This window comes from Streptomonospora mangrovi (genome assembly GCF_027604915.1).
Classification (GTDB): domain Bacteria; phylum Actinomycetota; class Actinomycetes; order Streptosporangiales; family Streptosporangiaceae; genus Streptomonospora; species Streptomonospora mangrovi.
Map to the genome: position 1 here is coordinate 202,706 of NZ_JAJAQC010000004.1, position 13,483 is coordinate 216,188.

Annotated in this window: 10 protein-coding genes; 4 read left to right on the plus strand and 6 right to left on the minus strand. The window is 75.5% G+C overall.

Features of this window, described 5'->3' with window-relative positions; genetic code table 11:
- Positions 1–40 precede the first annotated feature (40 nt).
- The 4 genes from LG943_RS03775 to LG943_RS03790 form a co-directional block, all read right to left on the minus strand.
- Positions 41–838 (minus strand): metal ABC transporter ATP-binding protein, encoded by a 798-nt coding sequence (locus LG943_RS03775; RefSeq protein WP_270070742.1) that lies wholly within the window; start codon positions 836–838, stop codon positions 41–43.
- Positions 835–1,776, minus strand: coding sequence for a metal ABC transporter substrate-binding protein (locus LG943_RS03780; protein ID WP_270070743.1), 942 nt, complete (start codon positions 1,774–1,776; stop codon positions 835–837). The genes LG943_RS03775 and LG943_RS03780 overlap by 4 nt, the downstream gene beginning before the upstream one ends.
- A gap of 498 nt (positions 1,777–2,274) precedes the next feature.
- Positions 2,275–3,306, minus strand: coding sequence for an iron-siderophore ABC transporter substrate-binding protein (locus LG943_RS03785; protein ID WP_270070744.1), 1,032 nt, complete (start codon positions 3,304–3,306; stop codon positions 2,275–2,277).
- Between the two features lie 204 nt (positions 3,307–3,510).
- Positions 3,511–4,347: a hypothetical protein gene (locus LG943_RS03790; protein ID WP_270070745.1), complete on the minus strand. Its 837-nt coding sequence runs from the start codon at positions 4,345–4,347 to the stop codon at positions 3,511–3,513.
- 862 nt (positions 4,348–5,209) lie between these two features.
- Here LG943_RS03790 and LG943_RS03795 point away from each other — a divergent pair.
- The 3 genes from LG943_RS03795 (at position 5,210) to LG943_RS03805 (ending at position 8,395) form a co-directional block, all read left to right on the plus strand.
- A complete protein-coding gene (locus LG943_RS03795; protein ID WP_270070746.1) occupies positions 5,210–6,007 on the plus strand; it encodes an MHYT domain-containing protein in 798 nt (265 codons plus the stop codon).
- Positions 6,008–6,745, plus strand: a complete 738-nt coding sequence (locus LG943_RS03800) for a (2Fe-2S)-binding protein (RefSeq protein ID WP_270070747.1) — start codon at positions 6,008–6,010, stop codon at positions 6,743–6,745.
- Positions 6,746–6,856: 111 nt separating this feature from the next.
- On the plus strand, positions 6,857–8,395 hold the full coding sequence (locus LG943_RS03805) for an FAD-dependent oxidoreductase (protein ID WP_270070748.1): 1,539 nt from the start codon (positions 6,857–6,859) through the stop codon (positions 8,393–8,395).
- On the opposite strand, the gene LG943_RS03810 is transcribed toward LG943_RS03805, so the two are convergent.
- Positions 8,358–8,825, minus strand: coding sequence for a DUF2795 domain-containing protein (locus LG943_RS03810; RefSeq protein WP_270070813.1), 468 nt, complete (start codon positions 8,823–8,825; stop codon positions 8,358–8,360). The genes LG943_RS03805 and LG943_RS03810 overlap by 38 nt on opposite strands.
- A gap of 199 nt (positions 8,826–9,024) precedes the next feature.
- Positions 9,025–9,741, minus strand: coding sequence for a metal-dependent transcriptional regulator (locus LG943_RS03815; RefSeq protein ID WP_270070749.1), 717 nt, complete (start codon positions 9,739–9,741; stop codon positions 9,025–9,027).
- Positions 9,742–10,064: 323 nt separating this feature from the next.
- Between LG943_RS03815 and LG943_RS03820 the strand changes: the two genes are divergently transcribed.
- Positions 10,065–13,436 (plus strand): DNA polymerase III subunit alpha, encoded by a 3,372-nt coding sequence (locus tag LG943_RS03820; RefSeq protein ID WP_270070750.1) that lies wholly within the window; start codon positions 10,065–10,067, stop codon positions 13,434–13,436.
- Positions 13,437–13,483: the final 47 nt, after the last annotated feature.

Sequence of the window (13,483 nt, forward strand, 5' to 3'; positions counted from 1 at the left end):
GGGCGGACGCGGGTGCGGGGGCGGACGCGGGTGCGGCGGCTCACGCGGCGCAGCCCTCGTCGGCGGGGGCGGGCGCGGGGCCGGCCCCGAAGGCCGACATCAGCCGCTCGGGCGACAGCACCTCCTGGGGGCTGCCGTGGGCGACCACGCGGCGCTGGAGCAGCACCGCCTCGTCGCACCACCGCGGCACCCCGGCCAGGTCGTGGGTGGAGACCAGCAGGGTGTGGCCCTCGTCGCGCATGGCGGTGAGCACCTCGATGATGGTGGCCTCGGAGGGCCGGTCCACCCCGGCGAAGGGCTCGTCCAGCAGGAACACCTGGGCGCCCTGGGCGATCCCGCGCGCCACGAACGCCCGCTTGCGCTGCCCGCCGGAGAGCGCGCCGATCTGGCGGTGGGCGAGGTCGGCCAGGCCGGTGCGCTCCAGGGCCGCCTCGACGGCCTCGCGGTCGGCGCGGCGCGGCCGGCGCAGCGGACCCATGCGGCCGTAGCGGCCCATCATCACCACGTCGATCACCCGCACCGGGAACGCCCAGTCGACCTGCTCGGACTGGGGCACATAGCCCAGCAGGCCCGCGCGGCGGGCGGCGGCGGGGCCGCGGCCCAGCACGCGCACGGTGCCGCGCGCGGCCGGGTTCAGGCCCAGGACGGTGCGCAGCAGGGTGGACTTGCCCGAGCCGTTGGTGCCCAGCAGGGCGCACAGCCGGCCCTGGGCCAGGGTCAGGTGGACGTCGTCGAGGGCCAGGACGTCGCCGTAGCGCACGGTGGCGCCCTCGACCTCCACGGCCGGCGGCGGGGGCGCGGGCTGCGGGCCCGGCTGCGGTGCGGGGGCGCTGCTCACAGGGTCTCCTCTCGGGTGAGGCCGTCGGTGATGGCCGCGGCGTCGTGGCGCAGCAGGTCCAGGTAGGTGGGCACGGGGCCGTCGGGACCCGACAGGGAGTCGACGTAGAGCGGGCGGCCCAGCCGCGCGCCGGTCTCGGCGGCGACCTGGCGCTGGGCGCCGTCGTTGACGGTGCTCTCGCAGAACACGGCGGGCACGTCGCGGGCGGAGACGAACTCCACCACGGAGGCGATCTGCTGGGGGGTGCCCTCGCTGTCGGCGTTGACCGGCCACAGGTAGCGCTCGCTCAGGCCGGCGTCGCGCGCCAGGTAGGAGAACGCGCCCTCGCAGGTGACCAGCGCCCGCCGCTGGGGCGGCACCCGCTCCAGGTCGGCGCGCAGGTCGGCGCCGATGGCGCGGATCTCCTCCTTGTAGTCGGCGGCGTTGGCGGCGTAGTCGCGGGCGTGGGCGGGGTCGAGGTCGCTGAGGGCGGCCGCGATGTTGTCGACGTAGACGAGGGCGTTGTCGGGCGACATCCAGGCATGGGGGTTGGGCGCGCCCCGGTCGGCGCCGGCGGTGATGGGGATGGTCTCCACGCCCTCGCTCAGGGTGGCGGTGGGGGCCTCGACGCGCTCGCTGAACTGCGCCAGCCAGCCCTCCAGTCCCAGGCCGTTGTCCAGCAGCAGGTCGGCGCCCGCGCCCCGGACGAGGTCGCTGGGGGTGGGCTCGTAGGTGTGGATCTCGGCGCCGGGGCGGGTGACAGACTCCACGCGCACGTGGTCGCCCGCGACGTTGCGTGTCATGTCGGCCAGCACGGTGAAGGTGGTCAGGACGGCGGGGCGGCCGTCGTCGTGGACGCCGTCGGGACCGGCGCAGGCACCCGCCGCCAGGAGGACGGCGACCCCGGCCAGCGCGACGGCGTACCGAGTTGAAGGTCGGCGATCTCTCAAGTTCGGCACGCCTAACTACTACCATAGGCGGACCGATCAACACATGGCGGGACAGTGCGGCCGTACTGTCGTGCCGTCACTGCGGACTCCGCCGCACCCACTGCCCCGCGCCGCGGGCCTCGAACGCGTCCCGCGTCCGGTCTGCGGGCGGACGGCGATCGGACCGCGAGGCGGACGGCCGGCGTGAACGGCGCAGCGGCGCCGGCGGCGCGTGCCCGCCACCCAGGAAACCGGGCATACAAGAGAAAGGGGCGCCGCGCGCAGGGCGGGTCGCAGAGTATGAACAGGGGCGAAACGCAAAAAAGCGCCGCTGCCGGCGCGGACGACATGCGGCTTCCGTTCACCGGCCCCCGCACCGGGCCGTCCTGAGGGCGACGGGACCACGGCCGCCGCCCCGTCGCCACCCCGGCCATGCGCCCCGGGGACCGATGACCGCGTGCCCTGGCCGGCGGCCGCCGGCCAGGGCATGTCACGAGCTTGGGATTGCCACCTTGCGCCCCGGACCGGTCAGGGGGCCTCGCCCTCCACGGCGGCGGCGAGGTCGGCGGTGTAGTCCTCCAGCACCCAGGGCAGGGTGAGCGGGTTGGGGGTGGAGATGGCCATGGCGGTGGCGGGGTCGTCGTAGGCGACGTAGCGGTTCTCGCGCACGGCGTCGATCTGCTGGAACACGGGGTTGTCCTCCAGCCGCTCGCGCTCCTCGGGCGTGTTGTACCACATCACCAGCACGTCGGCGTCGATGTCCTCGGCCTTCTCCATGCTTAGCGTGCCGTAGAACTGGCCGTCCCGGACGTTGATGTCCTCGAGGAAGCCCGCCGACGTGAAGCCGAGCTGCTCCATGAGGACCGAGCGGGCGTCCTGCTCGACGTAGAAGCCGAACTCATTGGAGTCGGGCACCACCGAGCCCACCGCGAAGGTGGCCTCGGCGAACTCCGGGTGCTCGGCGGCGGCGTCCTCGACGCGGGCGGCGGTCTCCTCGGCGAGCTGCTGGGCCTCCTCCTCCATGCCCACGGCCCTGCCGATGGCCAGGGTCTGGTCCTGCCAGTCGGTCATCCAGGGCTGGTCGAGGTAGGGCACGGTGGCGGCGACCTCGGAGAGCTGCTCGTACTCCGACTCCTCCATGCCCGACTGCACGCCCAGGATGAGGTCGGGGGCGAGGTTGGCGACCTGCTCGGCGGAGATGCCGTCGTCGGTGTTGATCAGCTCGGGCTTCTCGGCGTCCAGCTCCTCCAGCTTCTCCAGGTCCCAGGGGAGGTAGCCGTCCTTGTCGCCGGCGTAGGTGGAGGCCGTCATGCCCACGGGGACGATCCCCAGCTCCAGCAGGGTGGCCTCGTCGGACCAGCCGACGGTGACGATGCGCTCGGGCTTCTCCGTGATCTCGGTGGAGCCGTAGGCGTGCTCGATGGTGACCGGGGTCCAGTCGCCGCCGGAGGCGCCGTCCTCGGTGTCGGCGGGGGCGCCGCAGCCGGCGGCGGTGAGCGCCACGGCGGCCGTCAGGGCGAGGCGCGTGGTCAGGGCCGGGGCCCGGAGGGGCGAGCGCATGGGTGGGCGTACCTCTTCTGATCAGGAATGACAACCGCCGCTTCTGCGGCAAGGCAAGGCTACCCTAACCACAGTGGGGCCACGGCGCCACCCCCGCCCCCCCTTCTCCCCTGCCGTTCCCGTGGGCGGTCCCAGCGGCCCGGACGGCCCCGGCGGCCCGGCCCGCCCGCGCGGGTCCGAGCCCGGGGGACGGATGTCCGGGCCTCAGCGCAGCGAGGGGTGGCCGCCGGTGTCGGAGCGCGAGCGGCGCGGCGGGGCGGCCGGCGGGACCGCGCGCGCCACCCGGGCGCAGGCGTCCTCCCAGGCGCGCAGCCGCGCCGGCGCGGTGGTGCCGCAGCCGCGCACGAACGCCAGGACGTTGACCGGGGTGGGCTCGGCCTCGCCCCGCAGCAGGTTGCGCAGGGTGCTGTGGGAGCGCGGGCGGTGCTTGAGGGGGTCGACGCCGGCGGGCGGCGCCGCGCTGAGCCGCTCCATCGCGCGGAAGGAGGGCCGCCCGGCGGAGATCCGCAGCAGCCGCAGCGCCTCGATCAGCTCCTCGCGGGTGCGCACCGCGCGGGGGTCGGCGGCGGGGTAGGCGCCCACGCCGTCCAGCTCCTCCCACTCCTCGCCCTCGGGCGGGGCGGGTTCGCGGGTGCGCTCGCGGCGGGCGCGGCGGCCGCGCCGGCGGGCGTCCTCGGCGGGGGCGTGGCGGGGCGGGCGGCCGGAGGCGGCGGGGTCCTCGCGCCCGGGGGCGAACTCGCCGTGCAGCCCGCCGCTGTAGAGCAGCAGCGCGGCCGCCAGCTCCCAGCCGTGGCCGGTGCGGGCCAGGGCGGTGTCGAGCGCGGCGGCGTCGTCGCCCACCAGCGCCGCCACCACGTCGTCGGGCACGCCCAGGCGCGCGGCGGCCGGGCGCACCTGGTGCTCCTCGACCGAGGAGGTGCCCAGGACGATGAAGACCATGGCCCCCAGCCGCTGCTGGGCGCTGTAGCGCGGCAGCGGATAGACCTGGTCGAGGATCTGGCAGATGACCGTGGGCGATCCGCCCCAGACGTCGCCCGCCATGCGCTACGGCCGCGCGGTGCGGCGGGCGCCGGCGGCGCGGCGGACGGCTCCCCGAATACCGCCGCCCGCGAGGGGCGGGGGCTCCGCAGCGGCGGGGGCCGGGCCGCTGGGGGTCACTCGGGGTCCAGATCGCATCGGGGCTCCATTCGGGTCTTCCAACGTTTTCTCGGACACGCCGAATCGGCGTGCACGAAACCGGGAGCGGGACGGTCCGCCGCCGCCGTGGGGCTGCCGGCCGCCTCGTCGAAGAGCTTGCAGAGCACTATGCCACTTCGGGGGTGCGCGTGACGCCTTCGCTGGGGCCCGAATTGTCACCGCGCGGCCCTCTCGCGAGGCCCGAGCCTCCGACCTGCGGCTTTATGGCCGGTCGAACGCGGGCGAAGGCCCACGGGAAATGTCATTTCGCTGTGGGCTTCATGATTCACGTGCATTTGTGTTTTACGCCGGAGGCGCGGGCCGCGCGGCGGCGCCCTTTCGCGGTCCCGGCCATTGGCGCGCCGCCCGGCAAAGGCGGGGGCCGACACGGGCGCTCGGCCTCTGGCGGCGCCGGCCCGCGCCGTCGGCGGCGGCGCACCGGCTCCCGCAACCGGTCGCGGCGGGCGCGCGCCCGTCGCCCGGCGGCGCGGGCCGGCGCCGCCAACCCCCTACGCGAAAACGCCGCCGGGCCGCCGAATCGCCCCCGCGCCTCCCCGCCGCGCGGCGCTCCGGTGCGATCCGGCCGGTTTACCTGTGCGTTGACCGCAAACGGCCAGTTCACCCCCTTGCCGGGAAATGCTGGAGCCATAAGGCTGCGTTTACCAGAAATTCACAATTGACAAATACGTCACACCAGCAAAAACACCGACATTCAGGACAACGGATCATGATCGAACACTTCGCCTACGGGTGGTCCACCCCCGCGATCTCCTACACCGTCTCCTTCGTCGGCTCGCTGGTGGGCCTCCAGGCCGCCGCCCGGGCCCGGAACGCCGCCGGCGGCTCCCGCCTGGCCTGGGTGGGGCTGGGCGCGGTCTGCCTGGGCGCCGCCGCGATCTGGGCCATGCACTTCATCGCCATGATGGGGTTCTCCGTCCACGCCACCGCGCTGCGCTACGACGTCCCCCTCACCGTCCTCAGCGGGGTCATCGCCATCGCCGTGGTGGCCGCGGGCCTGCTGCTGACCGTGGCGCGCCCCGGCTGGGCCGGCGTGCTCAGCGGCGGCGCCGTGATGGGCGGCGGGGTGGTGGCCATGCACTACGTGGGCATGGCCGCCGTCCAGATGCACGCCGAGACCGCCTACGACCCGCTCTACGTCGCCGCCTCGGCCGTGCTCGCCGTGGCCGCCTCCACCGCGGCGCTGCTGCTGGCCACCCGCCTGCGCGGCACCTGGGCGCTGGTGGGCGCCGCCCTGGTGATGGCCGGCGCGTTCTCCTCGATGCACTACACCGCCATGCTCGGCACCAGCGTGCACCACCTGCCCGAGGACCCCTTCGCCGAGCCGCCCGTGGGCGCCACCATGATGGACTTCTTCCTGCCGATGTTCGTGGGCCTGGGCTTGCTGCTGATGATCGTCTCGCTGATACTGATGCTCTCCCCCGGCGACGGCCCCGAGGACCGCCCCCGGAACCGCCGCGCCGCACCCTCCCCCGCCCCGGACCCGGTGTTCACCAAGAGGACCTGAATGACCCACGCCGCCCTGCGCCGCGCCCTGGACGACGCGGGCGGCGTCAACCCCTTCTTCGCGGTGCCCGACGCCCCCGACCTGCAAGAGTGGGCCCCGCTGCCCGACCTGTGGCGCCGCCCCGACCGCCTGGCCGCCGAGGTCCACGCCGTGCGCGTCCGCCTGGCGGCGGGCCGGCCCCTGGCGGTCGTGGAGGTCCGTGTCGCGGCCTCCCTGCTGTTCCAGAGCCTGGCCTCGCGGCTGCTGTCGCCCGCCGCGGCCACCGCGCTGTCCCACGGCCTGCTGGCCCCGCCCCATGCCCTGCGCTGGCGCCCGGCCCACCCCGCCGGGCTCGCCCTGGCCCTGGATCCCGGCGCCCGGCCCGAGGAGCTGGGCCGGCCCCGCCCGCAGGCCGCCGCCGAGGCGCTGGCCCGCCACGTGGTGGCCGGCGCCCTCGTCCCGGCCGCCGACGCGTTGCGCGCCCAGGTCCGCCTGGCGCCCCGGCTGCTCTACGGCAACGCCGCGTCCTCGCTGGCCGGTACCGTGCTGGCGCTGGCCGGTGCCCGCCCCCGCCTGGCCGGCGACGCCCTCGCGCTGGGCCGCGCCCTGCTGGCCCGCCCGCCGCTGGCCGGCCTGGGCTCCTTCACCGCCACCGCCGCGAGCGCCACCGCGTTCACCCGCACCACCTGCTGCCTGTACTACCGGCTGCCCGGCGGCGGCTACTGCGGCGACTGCGCGGTGGCGGCCCGCCGCTCTTAACCCTTCGCGACCGACCGGTTGCCTATCGCATTAACCCCGGCGGGGTACATGGCGTGCGGGCCGGCGCCCACAGCGCGCCGGCGGCGGCTCCCACGGCGAAAGGGCACGGCAGTGGTGAACGACGACGGCGCCGGTCTGCGGATCGGCCCCGATGACTGGCGCTATCCCACGCTTCGGCGCGGATACAACCCCCGCTGGACGGCCGACCCCCTCTACGTCCGGCTGGTGGCCACCCCCCAGGAGGCGGTGCGGGCGCTGGAGGCCGCCGTCAACGAACCGCCGGTGGGCGAGCGCTCGCGCGTCACCGTGCGCTCGGGCGGCCACTGCTACGAGGACTTCGTGTCCTCGCCCGACGTCCGCGCCATCATCGACGTCGGCCTGATGCACGGGATCTACTGGGACCCCGCCCGCCAGGCGGTGTGCGTGGAGGCCGGGGCCAGCAACGGGGACATCGGCGAGAAGCTCACCAAGAAGCTGGGCTTCCTGCTGCCGGGCGGCTCGTGCGCCACCGTGGGCGTGGGCGGCCACATCACCGGCGGCGGCTACGGCCTGTTCTCCCGCCAGCACGGCCTGACCGTGGACTACCTCGACGCCGTGGAGGTGGCGGTGGTGCGCCGGCGCGCCGCCGACGGCCGGCTGGCGGTCGACCTGGTCACCGCCTCGCGCGCGGACCAGGGGGAGCTGGGCGACCTGTGGTGGGCCCACACCGGCGGCGGGGGCGGCAACTTCGGCATGGTCACCCGCTTCTGGTTCAAGAACCTGCCCCAGGCGCCCTCGGGCGCGCTGCGCCTGGAGGCCGGCTGGGACTGGTCGGCCATGGACTACGCCTCGTTCAAGCGGCTCGTCGACAACTTCGGCGCGTTCTTCCGCGACCACCAGGACGACGAGCGCTACGGCCCGCTGTTCGGCATCCTGCTGCTGACGCCCAACACCTCCCGCCAGATCGGCCTGATCGCCCAGATCGACGCCACCCTGCCCGACGCCCGCGCGCGGCTGCTGGAGTTCGTCCACGCCCTGGACAGCGGCGTCGGCGCCGAGCTGGGCGACCGCGCCGAGGCCCACGGCGAGCACCCGCTGCTCACCGGGTCCAAGGACCCGGTGCACGTGGACATCACCGACCTGACCACCATGCCGCTGCTCAGCAACGACCAGGCGGGCAAGTACAAGTCGTGCTACATGCGCACGCCGCTGACCGAGCACCACATCCACGCGGCCTGGCAGGGGCTGACCCGGCCGCCCGCCGAGGTGCGTGACGCGGTGGTGCAGATCGACTCCTACGGCGGGGCCGTCAACCGGATCGCGCCCGAGGCCACCGCCGTGGCCCAGCGCGACTCCGTCCTCAAGCTCCAGCACCAGGTGTACTGGCCCAGCGGCACCGACCCCGAGCCGCGGCTGAAGTGGATCCGCGAGCTGTACCGGGCCATGTACGGCGACTCCCAGGGGCGGCCGGGGGTGCCGGTGCCCGACGAGGTCACCGACGGCTGCTACATCAGCTACCCCGACGTCGACCTGAGCGACCCGGCGTGGAACCGGTCGAACGTGCCGTGGTCGACGCTGTACTACAAGCAGCACTACGCCCGCCTGCGGCGGGTGAAGCGGACCTGGGACCCGTTCAACGTGTTCCGCCACCGCCAGTCGGTGGAGCCCTAGCCAGGCCACCCGGCGGGCTTCGCCGGCCCGCGCGCGCCGCGGGCGCCCCCCCCCCCCCGCGGGGGGGGGGGGGGGGGGGGGCGGGGGGGGGGGGGGGGGGGGGGGGGAGGCGGTTCTCGCCCAACTCCTCCTCGATGGGGTTGACCGGGCCGGTCTCGCGCGAGGAGGCCGCCGTGCCCCGCGGCGGGTTGCGCTGCTGGTAACGCTCGGTCTCCGAGCGGCGCTGCCCGCCCAGCTCGCCCTGGGGCACCGCGCGCAGCACCTCGTTGGGCTCGTTGTAGTCGGCCGGGGGCATGGCTTGCAGGGCGCTGAGCAGCGACCGGTCGGCGCCCTGGTCCTGGGCGTACTCCACGATCCGGTCCTTGCCCACGGGGAAGTCGAGCCCGGACAGGATCTGGCGGAGTCCCTCGACGTCGTGCAGCACGGCCATGGCATCGCTCCTTTCCACCGCGTGGCCCCGGCGCCGCCGAGCGGTGTCGGCGCTGGTGGGCGCGCGGATCGGCGCCGCCGGGCGTGTGCGAGGGCGACTACCCGGCGCACCGGCGGGCCATGCGCGCCGCGCCCGGCGGGGGCGGCGCGGAGCGGCGCGGGGGTGGTGCGGGCGGCGCGGCCCCGGCCGGCTCCCGCGGTCAGCCGGCCCCGTGGGGCGGGTGGGGCTCGGCGCCCGGGGCGATCCACAGGGCCTCGGCCGCCTGGAGCCCCAGCGCCTGGTCGCGCTGGTCGCCGGGGGCGCCCACGCGCACCATCAGCGACCCGCCGAAGGGCTGGCGGCCCACCAGTTCCACGCGCATCCCGATCCCGATGCGCTCCTCGGCCAGGTAGCGCAGCAGGTCGGGATCGGAGTCGTTGACGCGCACGATGACCCCCACGGTGCCGGGTTCGGCGTCCGACAGCAGCCGGGTCTCGCGCTCGACCACGCGGCCGTCGCGGGTGGGGATGGGGTCGCCGTGGGGGTCGACCACGGGGTCGCCCAGGTAGGCGGCGATGCGGTCGACGAAGCGGTCGGAGACCACGTGCTCCAGGATCTCGGCCTCGTCGTGGACCTCGTCCCAGGAGTAGCCCAGGGCCTCCACCAGGTAGGTCTCCAGCAGCCGGTGGCGGCGCAGCACCGCCAGGGCGGCCTTGTCGCCGGTCTCGGTGAGGCGGACGTCGCCGTAGCGGCGGTGCTCCACCAGCCCCAGTTCGCCCAGCTTGCGCAGCATGCCCGAGACCGAGGAGTTGGACACCGCCAGCCGCTCGGCCATGGCGGAGATGGTCACCCGGCCCGAACCGCGCTCCTGGAGGTCGTAGATGACCTTGACGTAGTCCTCGACCGAGGTGGACGGCCGCTCCCCTGGGTTGCCCATGCCCGCTACGGTATCGCGCCCCACCGGACCCGGGCGCGGGCCGGCGCGGGCGCCCGGCGCCGCGCCCGAAACCACGGGGGTTTGCGGTCGGGGACTCCGGTGACCGAAACCCCCGGCGGTCTTTTACCAGGTCACGGTTTTGCCCGTGATTATGAGTGCGCTAGAATTCGTACAGAAGTTCGATTTCGGCCTGTCTTCCCCGGGGGCGCCGCCCGTGCTCCCTCCGGCCGCGGCATTCGGGGGGAAGCCATGGCCACACCGCTCACCGCCACACCCGCGCGCACCCGGCCCGGCGCCGCCGCGCCGACGGGGGGCCGCACGCGATGACCGCGCCCGCCGACCCCTTCGTCCACCTGGACGTGGTCTCCTCGGCCTCGATGCGCCACGGCGCCAGCCCGCCCGCCGCCCTGGTGGAGCGCGCGGCCGAACTGGGCATGGACATGCTCGCCCTCACCGACCGCGACGGCGTCTACGGCGCCGTCAAGCACGTGCGCGCCTGCCAGGCCGCCGGGATCCGCCCCCTGCTGGGCGCCAGCCTGGCCGTGGCCGCCCCCGAGGGCGGCCGCGTCACCCTGCTGGCCCGGGGCGCCCGCGGCTGGGCCTCCCTGTGCCGCCTGGTCAGCGCCGCCCACGCCCACGGCGAGCGGGGGGTGCCCGCCCTGTCGCGCACCGCCCTGGCCGACCACGCCGAAGGGCTGGTGGTGCTGCTGGGGCCCGACTCCGACGTGGCGCGCGCCGCCGCCCAGGGCCACCTGGAGGGCGCCCGCCGCCGCCTGGAGCGCTGGCGCGAGGTCGCCGAGACCGCCGTCGAACTGGTCGACCACTACGGCCCCGGCCAGCACCGAAACGCCGCCGCCCTGCTGCACCTGGCCACCGAGACCCGCACGCTGGCCGTGCTGGGCAACGCGGTGCGCTACGCCCGCCCCGGGGAGTCGGAGGTGGTGCGCGTGCTGGACGAGGCCCGCCGCTGGCTGCCCGGCGGCGCGCCGCCGACCGCCCCCGACACCGGCGAGGCCCACCTCAAGGGCACCGCCGAGATGGCCGCGGTCGCCGAGCGGATCTGCGGCCCCGACCCGGCCGCCGCGCGCCGGCTGCTGGCCCACACCCGCGCCCTGGCCGCCTCCTGCGCCCTGGACCCCGGCGCCGACCTGGGCATGGACCGCCACCACCTGCCCGAGGTCCCCGGCGCGCGCGACCGGCTGTGGCTGGCCTGCCGGGAGGGCATGGACCGGCTGGGGATGGCGCGCGACGCCCGCGCCCGCTCCCGGCTGGCCCACGAACTCGACATCATCGAGCGCAAGGGGTTCTCCGCCTACTTCCTCACCGTCGCCGACATCGCCCGCCGCATCCGCGCCGCGGGCATCCGCTGCTCCATCCGCGGCTCGGGCGCCGGCAGCCTGGTCAACCACCTCATCGGCATCTCGGCGGTGGACCCCCTGGCCCACGGCCTGCTGATGGAGCGGTTCCTCACCCACAGCCGCACCGGCCTGCCCGACATCGACCTGGACGTGGAGTCGGCGCGCCGCCTGGACGCCTACCAGGTGGTCATGGACGCCTACCCCAACGCCGCGTGCGTGTCGATGATGGAGACCTACCGCGCCCGCAGCGCCATCCGCGACGCCGGCGCGGTGATGGGCGTGCCGCCCCACGAGATCGACGTGCTGGCCAAGGCGTTCCCCCACATCCGCGCCCGCCAGATCCGCACGGCCTGCGCCGACCTGCCCGAACTGCGCTCGATCGGGGTGGGCGGCGCCCAGGTGGAGACGCTGTTCCGGCTGGCCGAGCGGCTGGACGGGCTGCCCCGCCACATCGCCATGCACCCCTGCGGGATCGTGGTGTCGGACTCCTCGCTGCGCGACCGCGCCCCCCTGGAGCCCAGCCGTGTGGGCTTTGACATGGTCCAGTACGACAAGGACGACGTCGAGGAGATGGGCCTGATCAAGCTCGACGTCATCGGGGTACGCATGCAGTCGGCCATGACCCACGCCCTGGCCGAGATCGAGCGGGTGGAGGGCGAGCGCCTCGACCTGGACGCGCTGCCCGCCGACGACCCCGCCACCTACGCCATGATCCGCTCCTCGGCCACCCTGGGCTGCTTCCAGATCGAGTCGCCCGGCCAGCGCGAACTGGTCTCGCGGCTGCGCCCGGCCCACATGGGCGACCTCATCGCCGACATCTCCCTGTTCCGCCCCGGCCCGGTCAACAGCGACATGATCACCCCCTTCATCGCCGCGCGCGGCGGCGGCGACCGCGCCCTGGACCTGCCCACCCCCGTGCTGGCCGAGGTCCTGGACCCCACCGGCGGAGTGGTCATCTTCCACGAGCAGGTCATCGGGGTGCTGCACGCCATGACCGGCTGCGGGCTGGACCAGGCCGAGGCGATGCGCCGCCAACTGGGCACCGAGGAGGGCCGCGAGGAGGTGCGGCGGCGCTTCACCGCCATGGCCGGCGACTGCGGCCACGACGACGCCGTGGTGGAGCGGGTCTGGCAGGTGCTGGCCTCCTTCGGCGCGTTCGGGTTCTGCAAGGCCCACGCCGCGGCCTTCGCGCTGCCCACCTACCAGTCGGCCTGGCTCAAGCGCCACCACCCCGCCGCCTTCTACGCCGGGGTGCTCACCCACGACCCGGGCATGTACCCGCGCCGGGTCGTCATCGGCGACGCCCGCCGCTTCGGCGTGCCGGTGCTGGGCGTGGACGTCAACCGCTCGGCGGCGGGGTGGCGGGTGGAGCCCACCGACCACGGGGTGCTGGGGATCCGCGCCGGGCTGGCCGACGTCAAGGGCATCACCGAGGCCGAGGTGGCGGCGCTGGTGGCCGGGCAGCCCTACGTCTCCCTCAGCGACGCCGCCCGCCGCGCCCGGCCCTCCCGCGACGTGCTGGACCGGCTGGTGCAGGTGGGCGCCTTCGACTCCCTCTACGACATCGGCACCGACCCCGAGGCCCCCACCCGGCGCGACCTGCTGCTGCGGGCGGGCGCGCTGGAGCGGGCGGGGCGGCGCGCGCTGGGCGGGGGGCAGTTGCCCATGGCCCTGGAGGCGGTGGAGGCCCCGCCCGAGGAGGGGCTGGCGGCGATGACGCCGGTGGAGGAGGTGCAGGCCGAACTGGAGGTGCTGGGCTATGACGCCTCCCGCCACCTGCTGGACTGCCACGCCGAACTGGTCGCGGCGCTGGAGGCCGGCTGCGGCGCGGTGCGCGCCCGCGACCTGGCGCGGGTGCCGGCCGGCACCGAGGTGCTGGTGCTGGGGGTGAAGGTGGCCACCCAGACCCCGGCGGTGCGCTCGGGCCAGCGCATCGTCTTCGCCACGCTGGACGACGCCACCGGGCTGGTGGACCTGACGTTCTTCGAGTCGGTGCAGGACCGCTGCGCGGCCACCGTGTTCGGCTCCTGGCTGCTGGCGGTGCGCGGGCGGGTGCGCCGGGCGGGGTCGGGGCTGGCCACCGTCAACGCCACCCACGCCTGGGACCTGGAGGAGCTGGCGCGGACCTACCACGAGGCCGGCCCCGAGGGGGCGGGGGCGCTGCGCCGCCGCCTGGCCGAGGACCCCGCGCGCGCCCGGCTCAGCGGTGTCGGCGGGCGGCGCATCCGCTACGCCAGCGGCTATGAGCTGTCCACCTACGCCGACATCTCCCCGGCCGGCGCCGCGGGCGCCCCGCGCCGGCTCTGGCACGCCAGCCCCGGCAGCGCGGGGCGGTGAGGGCCGGTGGAGGGGCGGCGGGCGGGCGCGGGTTAGAGTGCGCGCTT

What these genes read in the sequence shown, in the direction of transcription:
- LG943_RS03820 (WP_270070750.1), top strand. Translation starts at nt 10,065, where the DNA reads ATGACCGCGCCCGCCGACCCCTTCGTCCACCTGGACGTGGTCTCCTCG.
- LG943_RS03810 (WP_270070813.1), bottom strand. Translation starts at nt 8,825, where the DNA reads ATGGCCGTGCTGCACGACGTCGAGGGACTCCGCCAGATCCTGTCCGGG.
- LG943_RS03795 (WP_270070746.1), top strand. Translation starts at nt 5,210, where the DNA reads ATGATCGAACACTTCGCCTACGGGTGGTCCACCCCCGCGATCTCCTAC.
- LG943_RS03815 (WP_270070749.1), bottom strand. Translation starts at nt 9,741, where the DNA reads ATGGGCAACCCAGGGGAGCGGCCGTCCACCTCGGTCGAGGACTACGTC.
- LG943_RS03800 (WP_270070747.1), top strand. Translation starts at nt 6,008, where the DNA reads ATGACCCACGCCGCCCTGCGCCGCGCCCTGGACGACGCGGGCGGCGTC.
- LG943_RS03785 (WP_270070744.1), bottom strand. Translation starts at nt 3,306, where the DNA reads ATGCGCTCGCCCCTCCGGGCCCCGGCCCTGACCACGCGCCTCGCCCTG.
- LG943_RS03790 (WP_270070745.1), bottom strand. Translation starts at nt 4,347, where the DNA reads ATGGCGGGCGACGTCTGGGGCGGATCGCCCACGGTCATCTGCCAGATC.